Source organism: Rhizobium sp. YAF28 (assembly GCF_052113285.1).
Taxonomy (GTDB): Bacteria; Pseudomonadota; Alphaproteobacteria; order Rhizobiales; family Rhizobiaceae; genus Rhizobium.
This window is the reverse complement of sequence record NZ_JBFRCX010000010.1, coordinates 72854-88597: the sequence shown is the minus strand read 5'-3', so window position 1 is coordinate 88597 and position 15744 is coordinate 72854. Positions and strand designations below refer to the sequence as shown.

The following is a 15744-nucleotide window of genomic DNA, read 5'->3' as shown; positions in this document are numbered from 1 at the left end:
TGCGCGGTTTGAAGCTGACAGCGCGATGGCTTATAGGGGCGATCGCGCTGTTTTTGTTGCTGGTGGCCGGTGGCACCTTCATTCCAAGGCCTATGCTTGGGGCAGCCGAGGCTTCTCCCGATATGACGTCCTCGCAACGCATTCTGCTGCTTTCCGGCCCGATCCATACGGATATTGCGATCCCGCTCGACGATCGGTTTCGGACGTCGTTTTCATTCCTTGAGGATGCCGGCATTCCGGTGAGCGATCCTGCCGCACAATGGCTGATCTTCGGATGGGGCGGTCGCTCATTCTATCTGGAGACACCGACCTGGGCCGATCTGAAGCCGATGCCCGTACTTCGGGCGCTGACGATCGACGGATCGGTGATGCATGTCGATGTTGCCGGAGGCATCTCCGAAACCCATCCGGCCGTGACGGTTCTCAATGTCGATGGTGGGCGCTTCGAGCAATTGCTCGGCTTCATCAATGACAGTTTCATCCGGGAAAATGGAGCGGTAGTGCCGGTCAGCGACAGGGGATATGGCGACTACGACAGGTTCTTCGAGGCGAAGGGCTATTTCAATGCGCTGTTTGGCTGCAATACATGGACTGCCGCTGCGCTACGGACAGGCGGCTTGCGAACGGGTTTGTGGAACCCGTTGCCGCAGACGCTGGTGCTTTCGCTTAGTCTCTATAATTGAAGTATAGAGGATCTTCTGCAGCTTGGCGCTGCTGACGGCGCGGCGTTATTTTCCGTTTTAACCCTTGTGTTTTAGAGACACTGTTCCCCATTGTTGCCCTTAAAGTGAAATCTGAGCATCATTCCCCGGCTGGTTGTGAAAATCGGTGGATAGACTGTGATTTTTAATCCATAGATCATTCTGGAACAGGCGCCGATTGTCCCCTCTAAAATCCGTTTGAAATCAAGTTTTTAGATGTGTTTCCCATAGTGGACATGCCTGTCCCGAAAAGTTGCACTCTCTGCTAGAAAAAACAGATCGGCTGAATCCCCTGAAATCACTCGAATTTTAGCGATTGGATTAAGACCTCCGCAGCAATTGCAACCCTATCAATGGCCTTGAAACGCTGGCAGGAAGGTCGATTCTCATGGAAAACTGGATATCGCTTCAGGCTGATCTAGGCAGTTTCGAGCATCGCAAAACCGTTTATACTTTTGCGCTGAAGATGAGTTTTCTGGCGGTTATCCTGTCCGGCTTCATCATCGTGGTCACGCTGCCTCCGCTCAACTTCATGGGAGTGCTGCCGATTACCCTCGGGCATGCCATGATCTTTGCCATCATCCTCTCCTGGCTGATCGGTGGAATGGTGTCCGGCGTGCTGTCGCTGGTGGCGGGTTTCGCCATTCATGACCTGACCGTCTCCCGTGCCAAATTCGAAAAGCTCAGCCGGACCGACACGCTGTCGGGGCTTCTGAACCGGCGTGCTTTCACCGATGCCCTGGAGAGAGTAGAGGGGGATGCCTGTCTCGCCATTTTCGACGTCGACCGTTTCAAGGCGATCAACGACCGTTTCGGCCATGGCTGTGGTGATGCCGTCATTACTGCCGTCTCAGCCATGCTTTCTGCGGCTTTCGATGGCGCGTCGGTCGTGGCGCGGCTCGGCGGCGAGGAGTTCGGTGTTGTCGTTCAAGGCGGGACGCGGGAGGAGCGGGTGGCGCGCATTGAAGGGGTGAGGGCACAGATTGCCGCGCGGCCGATTCCGGCGGATGGGCATGACGTCACCATCACGATATCAGGCGGTATTGCCGATCTCCACGAGGGACGCGACAAGGAGGCGGTCTATGCCTCCGCCGACAAGGCGCTCTATCTCGCCAAGGCGCTCGGCCGTAATCGTGTCGTCCATGAGCGGGAAGGGCTGAACCACGCCTGGCATGGCCTCGTCGAAAACGGCCTTGGCGTGCAGGGTGTCGGACCTGACGAGGGGAGCCTGCTGCAGGCATATGGAATCTAGGCTAGCGCGTTACGAAACGTGCATTGGTGCTTGCATCGCGAAGGGCTATTTTGCATGGTCTAGGTCCCAGTTTAACGGATATGTCATGCAGCGCGTCACATCTTACCTTCCCGCCGGCACCCCTTCCTCCCATCCGACCGCACAGGTCAAGCTGCCGCACGATCTGCGGCACCTGCGCCGCAAGCTCCTGCATCTGGAGAACGGCGAGATGGTGATGCTCGATCTCAAGGATCCGGTGCTTTTCGCCAATGGTGACATGCTGGTGCGCGAGGATGGCGAGCTGATCGAAATCCTTGCCGCCGACGAGAAACTGTTTGAAGTGCGCGGCCGTGACCGCGCGCATCTGATCGAACTTGCCTGGCATCTCGGCAACCGTCATCTCTCGGCGCAGATCGAGGAGGATCGCATCGTGATCCTGCGCGATCACGTCATCCGCACCATGTTGCAGGGGCTGGGCGCGATGGTGCTTGATATCAACGAACCCTTCCAGCCAGCTCGCGGCGCCTATCATTCTCAGGGCGGGCATTCGCACGGGCATGACCATCATGACCACGATCATGAGCATCACGACCATGATCATGAGCATGGCCACAACCACGACCACAGCCATCATAAGCATGATTGAAGCCTGATGGCTGAGGATCGTGAGCTGCAGGCTTTGCTGCGCCTGACGGCATGGCTCTCGCCGGCTTTTCCCGTCGGCTCCTTCGCCTATTCCGGCGGGCTGGAGCGGGCGGTGGCGGATGGACTTGTCGGCGATGCGGGCATGCTGCGGCGCTGGCTTCAGACGCTGACCAGCAACGGCTCGGTCTGGAACGATGCTGTGCTCTTTGCCGCAAGCCATCGTGGTCATAACGATGGCGACTGCCTTGCGGAGCTTGCAGAACTGGCAGCAGCGCTTGCCGGCTCGCGCGAGCGGCATCAGGAGACGATGTTGCTTGGCGAAGCCTTCCTGACGGGTGCGCAGGCATGGCCGGATGGGGTGTTCAGCCGATTGCCGAAGAAGACGGCCTATCCGGTGGCCGTCGGTGCGGTGACGGGCGCGCACGGGATAGCAATCGAGAAAGCGCTGGCTGCCTTCCTGCATGCCTATCTCTCCCAGGCGGTCTCCTCCGGTATCCGGCTCGGTGTCACGGGACAGAAGGACGGCGTTGCCGTTCTCGCCGGGCTGGAGGAGCACGTGATGGATATTGCCGCACGTGCTGCCCGCTCCACTCTCGAGGATCTCGGTTCCGCGACGGTTCAGGCCGATATTGCCGGGCTTCGTCACGAGACACAGCAGACGCGGTTGTTCCGCTCATGAACGAGACTTATCCTGATACCTGCGTCATTTGACGGTGGCGGGAAAGCAGCGCTTCGTTATCATCTGACTTCGATAGGAGTAAGAGACATGAAATCAAGAAACGGACCATTGCGCGTCGGTATCGGCGGGCCGGTCGGCTCGGGCAAGACGGCGCTGACCGAAAAGCTCTGCAAGGCGATGCGCGACGACTATTCCGTCGCCGTCGTGACCAACGACATCTACACGACTGAGGATGCCGAGGCGCTGGTGCGCATGCAGGCACTGCCGTCCGAGCGCATCGTCGGCGTTGAGACCGGCGGCTGCCCGCATACGGCCATCCGCGAGGATGCGACGATCAACCTGCAGGCTATCGCAGGTCTCAACGAGCGCATCCCCGATCTCGACGTTGTTTTCATCGAATCCGGTGGTGACAATCTGGCGGCGACGTTCTCGCCTGATCTCGCCGACATAACCATCTATGTGATCTCCGTCTGCCAGGGTGAGGAAATTCCGCGCAAAGGTGGGCCGGGCATTACAAGGTCAGATCTTCTCGTCATCAACAAGAAGGATCTGGCGCCTTATGTCGGGGCTGACCTTGATGTGATGGACCGGGATGCGACACGCATGCGCGCAACGCGCCCCTTCGTCTTCTCCGACATGAAGCGTGGCGACGGCATCAGTTCGATCGTCGACTTCCTGCGGGTGCAGGGTGGTCTCTAGATTATTTCGTCGTCCCGATCTTGGACCGGAATGCTCTGCACGGTAACGTTGACGCAAATCAGCTAGCGAAGAGCAATGGCGGCGAAGACGACTCTCAATGCGAAGAACCTGGAAGCGCTCGGCACGCAACGGCTTGCCGAGCTGCTGATCGAAATCAGCACCGGCAGCGCCGCTCACAAGCAACGGCTTCGCATGGAGCTCGCCGGCAACGAGAGCAGCGCCGAGATGGCGCGTCAAATACGCAAACGGCTCGTCAGTATCGCTCGCGCTCGCACCTACATAGACTGGCACAAGGTAAGGAAGCTCAAGGCCGATCTTGAAACGCAACGCAAGGCGATCGTCGATATCGTTGCCGCAGACGATCCGAAAGAAGGCTTCGAACTGATCTGGCAATTTCTGGCGCTTGGCGATTCGATCTTCGAGCGATCCGACGATGGCAGCGGTTCGCTCATGGAGAGTTTTCACCAAGCTCGCACGGATGCCGGTGTTATCGCCAAGATGGCAGGTATCGATACCAAGACCCTTGCCGACAAGATCTTCGCAGCCGCCCAAGGGAATGCTTATGGCCAGTACGACGAATTGATCACGGCAATGGTCGCGGCGCTCGGCAACGATGGTCTCGAACATCTGAAAGCCTTGTTCGTGGAGTGGTCGAACGAGCCTCTCGCAAAGCCCGCAGCCGCTGACCGTCGGCTCATCGGCTTGGGTTCCCATGGCCCGATCTATGAGGACGAAGTCTACAGGCAGCGCCGCGAACTAACCGTGCATATCGCTCTGCAAGAGATCGCCGACGCTCAGGGCGATGTCGATGCGTATATCGCCCAGCAGCCTGAAAAGACCCGCAGGTTCCCTCAGGTGGCTGCAGACATTGCCGACCGTCTGCTTTTGGCAGGACGTGCTGACGAGGCACTCGAGACGCTGGACCGAGCAGATATCGGAGGCCGGGCTGAAAATCCCGTCGAGTGGCAATTGGCCCGTATCGCGACGCTCGAAGCTTTGGGGCGCGCTGACGAGGCTCAGGCCGATCGATGGACGTGGTTCGAGCAATCGCTGAACGACGTGCACCTACGCGCGTTCCTGAAGCGATTGCCAGATTTCGATGACATCGAGGCCGAGGAAAAGGCGTTCGCCTATGCCCAGGCTTTCCCTGACGTCCACACGTCGCTCGTTTTTTTCCTGGGCTGGCCGGCACTTGCCGAGGCCGCAAAACTTATCGTCAGGCGGAAGGCGGAGCTCGACGGTGACCTCTATGAATTGATGACGCCGGCTGCTGAAGCACTGGCCGACAAACATCCGATCGCGGCCACGATCGTCTTGCGTTCAATGATCGATTTTACGCTCGATAGCGGGCGATCCAGTCGCTACAAGCATGCGGCACGGCATCTGGCGGAATGCGCGTCTCTCGCCCCCCATATCGTCGATTTCAGCAGCGCTGGCTCCCACGATGCCTATGTCGCGCAGTTGAAGCGACAACATGGCAAGAGACATGGCTTCTGGGGTCTGACCTAGCTTCATATCCTTCTCAGTGAATTGATGTCGTTGATGGCGATGAAACGTCCGCGCACGGTCACGCCTGCGGATTTGAGCGTCGAGAAGGCGCGGGACAGCGCCTCCGGCGCCAGGCCGAGCTTGCGGGCAAGCAGGTTCTTCGGGAAGGGCAGTCGCAGCGATGCCGTTGTCGGGCCTTCCTCGACGCAATGCGAGAGCAGGTAGTGCGCCACGCGCTGCGGCGCCGTCTGCATGCGGTCGTTGGCGAGGCATTCCATCGTCGACAGCAGATGCAGCGACAGGCTGCGCATGATCGCGGTGCCGATCCGCGGGTGTTCAGCCAGCAGGGCGCGCACCTTGCCGATATGGAAGCGGGCAAGAACCGTATTGTCCATCGACTGGGCGCCGTAGCGATAGGTGCCACCCGCCTGGATCAGGCATTCGGCGAAACTGTCGCCGGGTTCGCAGATGCGGATGTCAGCTTCTCGGCCTTCACCATTCAGACGAAAGAGCCGGACGTAGCCCTCTAGCACGCTGTAGAAATGAGCGGCAGGTTCGCCTTCCTGAAAGAGAATATCGTGCGGACCGGAAGCGACTATGGTGGAGCAGGCGCGTAGTGCCTCGGTTTCTGCGCTGTCCAGCTCTGCAAATATTCCGGCTCTGGAAAGCAGCGCCCGCTCGCGGCTGCTCAGCATCAGCATCCTGTTCATGTTCCGGCCTCCGGCAGCGGTCGATGCTGCCAATGTTCCCTTGATGATGCGAGAATAAGGGAAGGGAAGCGCGCGGGAATTGATTTTGGTCAAACGCCGCTGTTGAGATGCCTATCGAAGCCGGCGATCGACCGGGATGGTGAAGGACCAGGCGTCCGGGCGTTTGCGATTGCTGATGAACCGACGCGTGAAAGGCAGCAGGACAAACAGGCGCTTGCCGCGTTCGGCCTCCTCGGCAGGCTGGCTGTTGCGCGGGTTACCCCAGCGGTCTTCATAAAGATCCTTGAATAGCGAACTGATCGGGATCATCACTCCGTTCTCCATAATAATATTGAATCGATTCAAAATCTCGATGGATTTATTGAACCGATTCAATCTTCCTCTCATCTTAGTCGGATGTCAAGTTTATTTTGAACCGATACAATTTTTTGCTAGAGTGAACCAAATTCGGACCTGCAAGGAGTAGCTTTGGGCAAAGGGCATGTGAGACTGGCTGATGTCGCCAAGGCGGCAGGCGTATCGCAGGGCACGGCATCGAACGTATTCAGCCGTCCAGACGTGGTTCGGGAGGAGGTTCGCGAGCGGGTGCTCAATGTCGCACGCGAGCTCGGTTATGGTGGGCCTGATGTCAAGGGCAGGCTGCTCAGGGCAGGGCGGGTGAACGCGATCGGCGTCGCCGCCGTCGAACCGCTTACCTATTTCTTCGACGATCCCTGGGCGCGTTCGCTGATGACCGCGATCGGTGAAGTTTGCGATGCCAGCGGCACAGGCATTGCCGTCGTATCGGCGATGAACGAGGAGCGGCTTGCCTGGAACATCAACAGCGCGCTCGTCGACGGCTTCATCCTGCTGTGCGTGGAAGGCGGAGAGAGGCTCGTGGAACTCACCCGTCAGCGCCAGCTGCCGTTCATCGCGCTGGCGCTCGGTATCGAGGATGAGACGATCCCGGCGATCGGCATCGACAATGTCGCGGGCGGAGCTGCGGCTGCGCGGCATCTGCTGGAGCTCGGGCACCGGAATATCGCGATCCTATCGATCGGCGATGTCGATGGCCTTGTCGGGCTGGTGGCGCCCGCGCGTGTCGATCCTGAAATGGAAGCGACCCCGCGTGACCGCATGCATGGCTACTGGCAGGCGTTAGCGGAATACGGCATTCCGCGCGACGCCGTTCCGATCCAGGGAACGTTGCATGACAGACCGAGCACCATCACGGCCATGGAAGCCCTGTTCTCCTCTGCCAATCCACCGACGGCCATTCTGGCGATGTCGGACAAGGTTGCGCTGTTTGCCATGCAGTGGCTCGCCGAGCGCGGGCTAAAAGTGCCGGAGGACGTATCCATTATCGGCTTCGACGGTGTGCCGGAAGCCGCAACCTCGCTGCCGCGCCTGACCACTGTCGCGCAGCCCTTTGCCGAAATCGCACGGCGCTCGGTGACGGCGATCCTCGAAAATGCGCTGCCGGAAGATCATGAGGCGCTCGATCTCGAACTTGTCGTAAGAGACAGTACGGCGGCGCCAAGGCTGCGGTAAGCTCGATAAATAAAAAGGCCGGGTCGATGCCCGGCCTTTTCCTTCATGGCGTTAGGCTTATTCAGCCGCGAAGGGCGGCAGGCGCAGCACGTTGGTGTCGTTGCCAACCTTGCGTTTGCTTTCCGGTCTTTCGATCGCGGTCAGGCGTTCCTCCAGCGAGTCGATGTCGCTGCGGTTCTCGCGGGCGACGCGGGTGAGATCTTCGCTCGACATCGGCAGATCCTCCTTGTCCTTCTTGCCGACCAAGCGGCCGAAGATCCAGCCGAGCAGGCGGGAAAGATCGTCCATGATCAGGAAGAAGGAGGGCACGACGACGAGCGAGAGCACCGTCGAGACGATAATGCCGCCGATCACCGCGATCGCCATCGGCGCGCGGAACGAGCCGCCTTCGCCGACGCCGAGCGCGGAAGGCAGCATGCCGGCCGACATGGCGATCGAGGTCATGATGATCGGCCGGGCGCGCTTGCGGCCGGCTTCGACCATGGCCTCGACACGAGCCATGCCCTGGTGGCGCATCTCGATCGCGAAATCGACGAGCAGGATGGCGTTCTTCGTGACGATACCCATCAGCATCAGAATGCCGATCATGACGGGCATCGACAGCGGATTGCTGGTGACGATCAGGCCCGCCGCCACGCCACCGATGGCGAGCGGCAGCGAGAACAGGATGGTGAAGGGCTGGATTACGTCCTTGAAGAGCAGGATCAGCACCGTCAGCACCAAGAGGAGGCCCATCAGCATGGCGTTAACGAAGCTCTGCTGCATCTCCGTCTGCACCTTGGTATCGCCGCTTTCGGCAAGATGCACCGTGGCCGGGATCTTGGCCTCGTTGACGATCTGGCGGAAGCGGGCCGAAGCCGTGTCGAGCGCCACGCCCTGTGGCAGGTCGGAGCCGATCGAGACGACGCGGTAGCGGTTGTTGCGCTTGATCGAGCTGACGCCTTCCGAATAGTCGATATTGGCGACGCTTGCGAGCGGAACGGTGCCGCCGCGGGCGGTCTGGATCTTCAATGCCCGGATGGCCGCGAGATCACGGCGCATGTCGAGTGCGGCCTGAACCCGGATCGGGATCTGGCGATCGTCGAGCGAGATCTTGGCAAGGGCTGCGTCCACATCGCCGATGGTGGCGACACGGATCGTCTCGGAGATCTGCTGCGGCGTGATGCCGAGGCGGGCGGCTTCGTCCTTGCGCGGGTAGACCTGCAATTCCGGACGGGGCAGCGCGCCGTCGGCGCTGACATTCGCCAGCAGCGGATCGGCACGCAGCTTGGATTCCAGAATGCCGACCGCATCATTCAGGTCCTTCTCGTTCTTGGAGAGGAAGTTGAAGGACAGGTCGCGTTCGCCGCGGTCGTTGAGCTTGAGGATATGGACGTCGGGAATGTCGCGCAGCTTGGCGAAGACTTCCTTTTCGATATCCCATTGCGGACGTTCGCGGCCGTGGACTTCCACCTTCGGCAGCATCGGGCCGATGACGGGAATATGGCCGAGCACATCGTTGACCACCTTCTTGACCAGCGACTGGTCGAGCTTGTGGAGCGCAAGCGTGATCGTCGCACGGCGCAGTTCGAGATCGCCCTTCGGCGATGCGCCGCCGAGAACGAAGACGCTTTCGACGCCGTTGATGTCCTTGACCCTGTCATAGATCGCATCGGTCGTCTTCTCGGTGTCGTCGAGCCGGGCATTGGGCGGCAGTTCGACGGAGAGAACGATGCGCGAGGCGTCTTCCGGCGGCAGGAAGCTGCCGGGAACCTGCATCAGCAGGAAGACAGAACCGATCAGGAAACCGATCGCCGCAAGCAGCGTCGCGTAACGCGTGTACCAGTGCCCGGTCGTGCCCCGCACCAGGCGCGTATAGCCCTTCATCAGCAGGCCGTCATTGTCGTGATGGTCTTCCATGCCGTCTTCGGCACGCATCAAATAGGCGGCCATCATCGGGGTGATGAGGCGCGCCACCATCAGTGAGAAGAAAACAGAGAAGGCGACGGTCAGGCCGAACTGGATGAAGTACTGGCCCGGAATGCCCGGCATGAAGGAAACCGGCACGAAGACCGCGATGATGGTGAAGGTGGTGGCGATGACGGCAAGGCCGATTTCATCAGCCGCCTCGATCGCCGCCCGATAGGGCGTCTTGCCCATCTTGATATGGCGGGCGATGTTTTCGATTTCTACGATCGCATCGTCGACGAGAATACCCGTCGCAAGCGTCAAGGCCAGGAAGCTGACAAGGTTCAGCGAGAAGCCCATCATGTCCATGACCCAGAAGGTCGGGATGGCGGAGAGCGGTAGCGCGATTGCAGAGATCAGGGTCGCACGCCAGTTCCTGAGAAACAGAAGGACGACGATGATGGCGAGGAGAGCACCTTCGAGCAGCGTATGGATGGCGGCTTCGTAGTTGCCGTAGGTGAAATAGACCGAATCGTCGATCAGCTCGATCTTTACGTTCGGGTTTTCGCCCCGCACCTTGTCGAGGCTCTGCGCCACGGTTTCGGCGACGCTGACTTCGCTGGCGCCCTTCGAGCGGAAGACGCCGAAGGTAACGACAGGCGTATCATTGAAGCGCGAGAAGGATTTCGGCTCCTCGTAGGTGTCCTTGATGACGCCGAGATCGGACAGCTTGACGAAGCGACCGTTCGGCAGAGCAATCGTCGTGTCGGCAAGCTCGGCGACGTTGCGGGCATCGCCGAGAACGCGGATCGCCTGCTCGCTGCCGGCCACCTGGCCGCGGCCGGAGCCGAGATCGACATTGGTGCCGCGCAGCTGCTGATTCACGCTCGCGGCAGTGATGCCATATGCATCGAGCTTGCCGGGGGTGAGTTCGATGCGCACTTCGCGCTCTGCGCCACCGTAGCGGTCGACGCGGCCGATGCCGGACTGGCCCTGCAGTGAACGCTTGATCGTGTCGTCAACGAACCAGGAGAGTTCCTCCAGCGACAGGTCTGGCGAGGATACGGCGAAAGTCTGGATCGCCTGGCCTTCAACATCGACCTTGGAGACAATCGGTTCTTCGATGTTTGCCGGCAGATCGCTGCGGATACGGTCGATCGCGTCCTTGGTGTCCTGCACGGCCTGTTCGGTCGGCACTTCCATACGGAACATGACGTTGGTCTGCGAGCTGCCGTCGGTCACCGTCGACTGGATCTCGTCGATGCCGGTGATCGAGGCGACCGCGTCTTCGATCTCCTTCGTCACCTGCATTTCGAGTTCGGCAGGCGAGGCGCCACTCTGCGTCACGCTGATCGAAACCAGCGGCACGTCGATGTTGGGAAAGCGGGTGATCGGCAGCGAGTTGAAGGACTGCATGCCGATGAACACCAGCAGGCAGAAGGCCAGGAGCGGCGCGATCGGATTTCGAATGGACCAGGCTGAAAAATTCATCGGATGGTCTCTTTAGTTGGAAGCCGGAGGCTGTTCACGCACCGGAGTGATATGGTCACCGTCGCGGACATAAGCGCCCGCCTTGGCCACGACCTCGTCGCCGGTCTTCAATCCATTGACGATCTCGACATAGGCACCGTCCTGGATGCCGGTCTCGACCTTGGCGTATTTCACCACGCCATCCTCGACCCTGCGGGCGGAGGAGCCTTCGTTGCTGGTGAGCACTGCCGTCAGGGGAAGCGATACGCCCTCCGTCTCGCGAACGATGATCTCGGCGCTGCCATACATGCCGGAACGCGCCTTGCTGTCATCGTCGATAGAGATATGGACGAGGCCGAGGCGGGTGACCGGATCGACGGTCGGCGACACCAGGCGCACGGCGCCGGAAAGCTTCTCGCGGCTGCCGGAAAGCGAAATCGTCGCCTTCTGGCCGGCCATGATCCTGACGATGTCGCTTTCGGCGACTTCGGCGACAAGTTCGACGTCGCCGTCGCGGATGACGGTGAATAGCGGATCGCCGTTGCCGGCGGCAATAGCGCCGACCTTGGCGTTCTTGGCTGAAATGATGCCCGCGACCGGTGTCTTCACATCGGTGCGCGCCAGTTTCAGGTCCGCGTCGGCGATCTGGCTGTCGAAGACCTTGAGATCGGCTTCGGCGACCTCGATCGCCTGCTCGGCGGAGGAGACGCGGGCATTGGCGGCGGCGGCAGTTGCATCGGCCTGCTCGACCTGGGCGGTCGAAACCGTACCCTTCTTGACCATTTCCTGGGCGCGGACCTGCTGCTGCCTTGCCTGCTCGGCATTGGCCTGAGCCTCGACGAGCTGGGCGCGTAGCTGGGCAAGGCTTGCCTCGCCCTTGGCTTTCGTCGCCATCATCTGGCTCTTCGTCAAGACCAGAGCGTCATCGTTCAGCGTCGCCAGCGTGCTTTCCGCCTGGACCTTGTCGCCGACATCGGCCTTCAGGGTGCGGATGGAGAGGCCTTCGACCTGCGGCTGGATATAGACTTCCTCGACGGGCTTGACCGTTCCCGTGCCGATGACACGGTCGACGAGGGTGCGGTTTACGGCCTTGGTGACAACGATTGCCGGCAGGTTCTGCAGAGCCTGGGCCTGCGGCTGGGTGGCCTTGGGTTCCTGCGCAAATACAGCCGAGGCCGCAAATGCAGCAACAAGAAAAGTGGAGGCGCGTAGTAATGCGTGCGGCTTCAGTGCCATGCGTCTTCGTCCAATCTCTTGACAGGATCGGCCGGACTCGCGTGTCGTCATGCAACTCGCGAACCGGGCAAATTCCGTCTTCCAAATCTCAGAGGTATTTACCCGCATCTCATCTGCCGGAACGCGTCATCCCTCTCCGGCAAATCCAGCTAGAACGTGGTATCGATTTGCTCCACGTGCAAGCCTGGCAGAAAATAATTCCCCATGAGATAATATTAATTACCATTGCGGGGCTCATCAATCACCTCAGGGTTATGTGAACATGACGATGATTGATCGGCTCTCATATGCTTCGACGTTTGACGCCTGATAAATGCGACAGTTGCAAGGCGATTTTTTTCATTGAGTGCAAAAAATAGAAACGCGCGGGAGATTCTCCCGCGCGCGTTGCATTTTGGTATCGCTATGCCGTTACTTGGCGGCGGCGTCAGTGATGTCGTGGGTCCAGGCGCCCGATGGCTCCTTGTTGATGATCTTCTGGTCGAGCAGGGCCTTCGCCGTACGATCATAGAGCGTGGTGTCGAGTTTGCCGGTGCCGTCACCGATCAGCTTGGCGACTTCGCCCATCATGCGCTTCTGGTGGTTTTCGTCCTGGCCGCCGGCGTCGACGACGATTCCGGCTGCTTCATCCGGGTTCTCCATGGCGTATTTCCAGCCCTTCATCGAAGCGCGGACGAACTTGACCATCTTTTCCTTGAAGGCCGGATCCTTCAGCTTTTCTTCCGAAGCATAGAGACCGTCTTCCAACAGGTCGTTGCCCATGGCGGTGTAGTTGAAGACGGTGAGATCTTCCGGCTTCAGGCCGGCATCGATTGCCTGCCAGTATTCATTATAGGTCATGACGGAAATGCAGTCGGCCTGCTTCTGCAGCAGCGGCTGAACGTCGAAGCTCTGCTTGAGTACCGTCACACCGTCAGGGCCGCCATCGGTCTTGAGGCCGAGCTTGCTCATCCAGGCGAAGAAAGGATATTCGTTGCCGAAGAACCAGACGCCGAGGGTATGGCCCTTGAAATCGGCTTCGGTCTTGACCGGGCCGTCCTTGCGGCAGATCATTTCCATGCCCGACTTCTGATAGGGCTGGGCGATGTTGACCAGCGGAACGCCCTTTTCGCGAGCAACCAGCGCACCACCCATCCAGTCGACGATCACATCGGCGCCGCCGCCGGCGATCACCTGCTCGGGAGCGATATCGGGGCCGCCTGGCTTGATATCGACGTCGAGGCCTTCTTCTTCATAGTAGCCCTTGTCCTTGGCGACGTAGTAGCCGGCGAATTGCGACTGGGTGACCCACTTCAACTGGAGCGCCACCTTGTCGGCCGCCATCGCGTGGGCGGCGGCAAGCGACATAGCGCTCGCCATCATTGCAACCATTAATTTTTTCATTTTCTTGTTCCCTCTGAAGTTATGCCCAGGCCCTGGTGCGGGGCCGGGGCACGTCTAACCACCACGGATAGACGGATGCCAGAACGTCACCGCCCTCTCGGCAAGGGCGACGACACCATAGAAGATCGAGCCTGCAAGCGCCGCGACGGCGATCTCGGCCCAGACCATGTCGACATTCATGCGGCCGATCTCCGTGGAGATGCGGAAGCCCATGCCGACGATCGGCGTTCCGAAGAATTCCGCAACGATGGCACCAATCAGAGCCAGCGTCGAGTTGATCTTCAGTGCATTGAAAATGAAGGGCATTGCGGCGGGAAGCCTGAGCTTGACCAGCGTCTGCCAGTAGTTCGATGCATAGGTGCGCATCAGGTCGCGCTCCATGTTGCCGGAGGCGGCTAGCCCTGCAACGGTGTTCACCAGCATCGGGAAGAAGGTCATGATGATGACGACGGCCGCCTTCGACGGCCAGTCGAAGCCGAACCACATGACCATGATCGGTGCCACGCCGATCATCGGCAGGGCCGAAACCAAATTGCCGATCGGCAGCAAGCCGCGGCGCAGAAAGGCGAAACGGTCGGCAAGGATGGCGACGACGAAGCCGCTGACGCAGCCGATGGTGTAACCGATCAGAACGGCCTTGAAGATCGTTTGCCTGATATCTTCGCCGAGGATCGGCAGGGAGCCTATGATGCGTGCGCCAATCGCGGACGGCGGTGGCAGCAGCACGAAAGGGACACCCGCGCCGCGCGTGATTGTTTCCCAGATGATGAGGATCCAGGTGCCGAAGATTGCCGGGATCAGCAGCCGCAGCAGCCACTGGCCGGACGGTGTTGTCGGCTTGAGTTCCGAAAGCTCCGTCACGCAGCGCCAGGCAAGCAACCAGCAGGCGGCCAGCAGCAGGAAGAAGGAGGTGCCGGCGAAGCCTTCATTGCCCGAAAGTGTACCGAGCAGAAGCCATGCCGCACCATGAGCGCCGATGAAGAGGGCGGTTGCGACAAGCGATGTGGATAGGGGCGCGAAGGAGATCAGTGCTGCGACGATCGCAAGCAGTGCGATCAGGATGACAGTTCCTGCGGACGGAGGCTGTGTGGCACCGGCCCCAAAGACAGGCAGCATGACCATTGCGCCTGCCACGCAGAGGAGAGCGATCAGGCCCTGCCAGGAAAGCACGATTTGCTTCATACCGGCCTCCCGCCCATGGCGCGGTCGACGATCTTCGCGACGAGGCCAACGATGGCGACAAGGATTGCGGCAAGGACCGAGCCGGCGACCAGTGCTGCCCAGATATCGATCGTCTGGCTGTAATAGGAGCCGGCAAGCAGCTTGGAGCCAATGCCGGCGACCGCGCCGGTCGGCAGTTCGCCGACGATAGCGCCAACGAGGCTTGCGGCGATTGCCACCTTCATCGAGGTGAAGAGGAAGGGGATGGAGGCAGGCACGCGCAGCTTCCAGAAGGTTTGTGCGGCCGTGGCATTGTAGGTGCGCATCAGATCGAGATGCATGACCTCGGGCGAGCGCAGCCCCTTCACCATGCCGACCGTGACCGGGAAGAAGGAGAGGTAGGTGGAGATCAGCGCCTTCGGGATGAGGCCGGTAATATTGATCGAGCCGAGCACGACGATGACCATCGGTGCGATTGCCAGGATCGGCACGGTTTGGGATGCGATGATCCACGGCATCAGGCTGCGATCGAGCGCCTTGATATGGATGATGCCGACAGCGATCACGATGCCAAGCAGCGTACCGAGCGCAAAGCCGAGCGCGGTGGAAGAGAGGGTGACGCCTGCGTGGTAGACGAGGCTGCGATTGCTGGAGAGCTTTCGCAGGAAGGTGTTTTCGAAGACGTTCTGCGCCACCTGATGCGGCGCCGGCAGGATGGGCTTCGGCTGGGAGAGTGCCCTGCCGATGAATTCCGTCGTCGTCGAGGTGACGTTATTGCGCGCGTCCATATCGCGCTGGAACGGCGCGTTGAGGAAGACCGCGGCGACATACCAGACGGCGATCAGCACCAGCAGGATCGTGAGGACGGGGATGATCTTGTCCTTGAGGGTGTCGGGTTTCATGCGGCCTCCCTCGAAATTCCGC

At 60.2% G+C, this 15744-nt stretch carries 14 protein-coding genes; 7 read left to right on the top strand and 7 right to left on the bottom strand.

All coding sequences use genetic code 11. The features are described from left to right. Positions 1-8 precede the first annotated feature (8 nt). The 6 genes from AB4Z13_RS22725 (at position 9) to AB4Z13_RS22700 (ending at position 5464) form a co-directional block, all read left to right on the top strand. The gene (locus AB4Z13_RS22725; protein ID WP_442206936.1) at positions 9-683 is read left to right on the top strand and encodes a TIGR02117 family protein; all 675 of its coding nucleotides are present in this window, start codon (positions 9-11) and stop codon (positions 681-683) included. Between the two features lie 406 nt (positions 684-1089). Beyond that, a complete protein-coding gene (locus tag AB4Z13_RS22720; RefSeq protein ID WP_442206885.1) occupies positions 1090-1953 on the top strand; it encodes a GGDEF domain-containing protein in 864 nt (287 codons plus the stop codon). A gap of 85 nt (positions 1954-2038) precedes the next feature. Continuing rightward, entirely contained in the window at positions 2039-2578 is a 540-nt protein-coding gene (gene ureE, locus AB4Z13_RS22715; RefSeq protein ID WP_113321650.1) for an urease accessory protein UreE, read from the top strand. 6 nt (positions 2579-2584) lie between these two features. Next, the gene (locus AB4Z13_RS22710; protein WP_442206884.1) at positions 2585-3256 is read left to right on the top strand and encodes an urease accessory protein UreF; all 672 of its coding nucleotides are present in this window, start codon (positions 2585-2587) and stop codon (positions 3254-3256) included. A gap of 87 nt (positions 3257-3343) precedes the next feature. Beyond that, on the top strand, positions 3344-3955 hold the full coding sequence (gene ureG, locus AB4Z13_RS22705; RefSeq protein ID WP_113299755.1) for an urease accessory protein UreG: 612 nt from the start codon (positions 3344-3346) through the stop codon (positions 3953-3955). A 75-nt stretch (positions 3956-4030) separates the two neighbouring features. Beyond that, complete coding sequence (locus tag AB4Z13_RS22700; protein ID WP_113321652.1) at positions 4031-5464, top strand: DUF6880 family protein; 1434 nt, start codon at positions 4031-4033, stop codon at positions 5462-5464. 2 nt (positions 5465-5466) lie between these two features. Here the strand turns inward: AB4Z13_RS22700 and AB4Z13_RS22695 are convergent, their stop codons facing one another. Next, positions 5467-6153, bottom strand: a complete 687-nt coding sequence (locus AB4Z13_RS22695; protein ID WP_113321653.1) for a Crp/Fnr family transcriptional regulator — start codon at positions 6151-6153, stop codon at positions 5467-5469. Between the two features lie 111 nt (positions 6154-6264). Beyond that, complete coding sequence (locus tag AB4Z13_RS22690) at positions 6265-6528, bottom strand: hypothetical protein (RefSeq protein ID WP_162747965.1); 264 nt, start codon at positions 6526-6528, stop codon at positions 6265-6267. Positions 6529-6621: 93 nt separating this feature from the next. Between AB4Z13_RS22690 and AB4Z13_RS22685 the strand changes: the two genes are divergently transcribed. Then, positions 6622-7683: a LacI family DNA-binding transcriptional regulator gene (locus AB4Z13_RS22685; RefSeq protein WP_113321655.1), complete on the top strand. Its 1062-nt coding sequence runs from the start codon at positions 6622-6624 to the stop codon at positions 7681-7683. Between the two features lie 57 nt (positions 7684-7740). On the opposite strand, the gene AB4Z13_RS22680 is transcribed toward AB4Z13_RS22685, so the two are convergent. From AB4Z13_RS22680 to AB4Z13_RS22660, 5 genes are all read right to left on the bottom strand, one after another. Then, a complete protein-coding gene (locus AB4Z13_RS22680; protein ID WP_113321656.1) occupies positions 7741-11061 on the bottom strand; it encodes an efflux RND transporter permease subunit in 3321 nt (1106 codons plus the stop codon). A 12-nt stretch (positions 11062-11073) separates the two neighbouring features. Further along, complete coding sequence (locus AB4Z13_RS22675) at positions 11074-12276, bottom strand: efflux RND transporter periplasmic adaptor subunit (RefSeq protein ID WP_113321657.1); 1203 nt, start codon at positions 12274-12276, stop codon at positions 11074-11076. Between the two features lie 411 nt (positions 12277-12687). Next, a complete protein-coding gene (locus AB4Z13_RS22670; protein ID WP_113321658.1) occupies positions 12688-13659 on the bottom strand; it encodes an ABC transporter substrate-binding protein in 972 nt (323 codons plus the stop codon). A gap of 54 nt (positions 13660-13713) precedes the next feature. Further along, positions 13714-14841, bottom strand: a complete 1128-nt coding sequence (locus AB4Z13_RS22665; protein WP_113321659.1) for an ABC transporter permease — start codon at positions 14839-14841, stop codon at positions 13714-13716. Next, positions 14838-15722, bottom strand: coding sequence for an ABC transporter permease (locus AB4Z13_RS22660; protein ID WP_113321660.1), 885 nt, complete (start codon positions 15720-15722; stop codon positions 14838-14840). Before AB4Z13_RS22660 ends, AB4Z13_RS22665 begins: the two co-directional genes overlap by 4 nt. Positions 15723-15744: the final 22 nt, after the last annotated feature.

Bases quoted from the DNA above. Each gene is read 5' to 3' on its own strand.
- AB4Z13_RS22720 (WP_442206885.1), top strand. From the start codon at position 1,090: ATGGAAAACTGGATATCGCTTCAGGCTGATCTAGGCAGTTTCGAGCAT.
- ureE (WP_113321650.1), top strand. From the start codon at position 2,039: ATGCAGCGCGTCACATCTTACCTTCCCGCCGGCACCCCTTCCTCCCAT.
- AB4Z13_RS22710 (WP_442206884.1), top strand. From the start codon at position 2,585: ATGGCTGAGGATCGTGAGCTGCAGGCTTTGCTGCGCCTGACGGCATGG.
- ureG (WP_113299755.1), top strand. From the start codon at position 3,344: ATGAAATCAAGAAACGGACCATTGCGCGTCGGTATCGGCGGGCCGGTC.
- AB4Z13_RS22700 (WP_113321652.1), top strand. From the start codon at position 4,031: ATGGCGGCGAAGACGACTCTCAATGCGAAGAACCTGGAAGCGCTCGGC.
- AB4Z13_RS22695 (WP_113321653.1), bottom strand. From the start codon at position 6,153: ATGAACAGGATGCTGATGCTGAGCAGCCGCGAGCGGGCGCTGCTTTCC.
- AB4Z13_RS22680 (WP_113321656.1), bottom strand. From the start codon at position 11,061: ATGAATTTTTCAGCCTGGTCCATTCGAAATCCGATCGCGCCGCTCCTG.
- AB4Z13_RS22675 (WP_113321657.1), bottom strand. From the start codon at position 12,276: ATGGCACTGAAGCCGCACGCATTACTACGCGCCTCCACTTTTCTTGTT.
- AB4Z13_RS22670 (WP_113321658.1), bottom strand. From the start codon at position 13,659: ATGAAAAAATTAATGGTTGCAATGATGGCGAGCGCTATGTCGCTTGCC.
- AB4Z13_RS22665 (WP_113321659.1), bottom strand. From the start codon at position 14,841: ATGAAGCAAATCGTGCTTTCCTGGCAGGGCCTGATCGCTCTCCTCTGC.
- AB4Z13_RS22660 (WP_113321660.1), bottom strand. From the start codon at position 15,722: ATGAAACCCGACACCCTCAAGGACAAGATCATCCCCGTCCTCACGATC.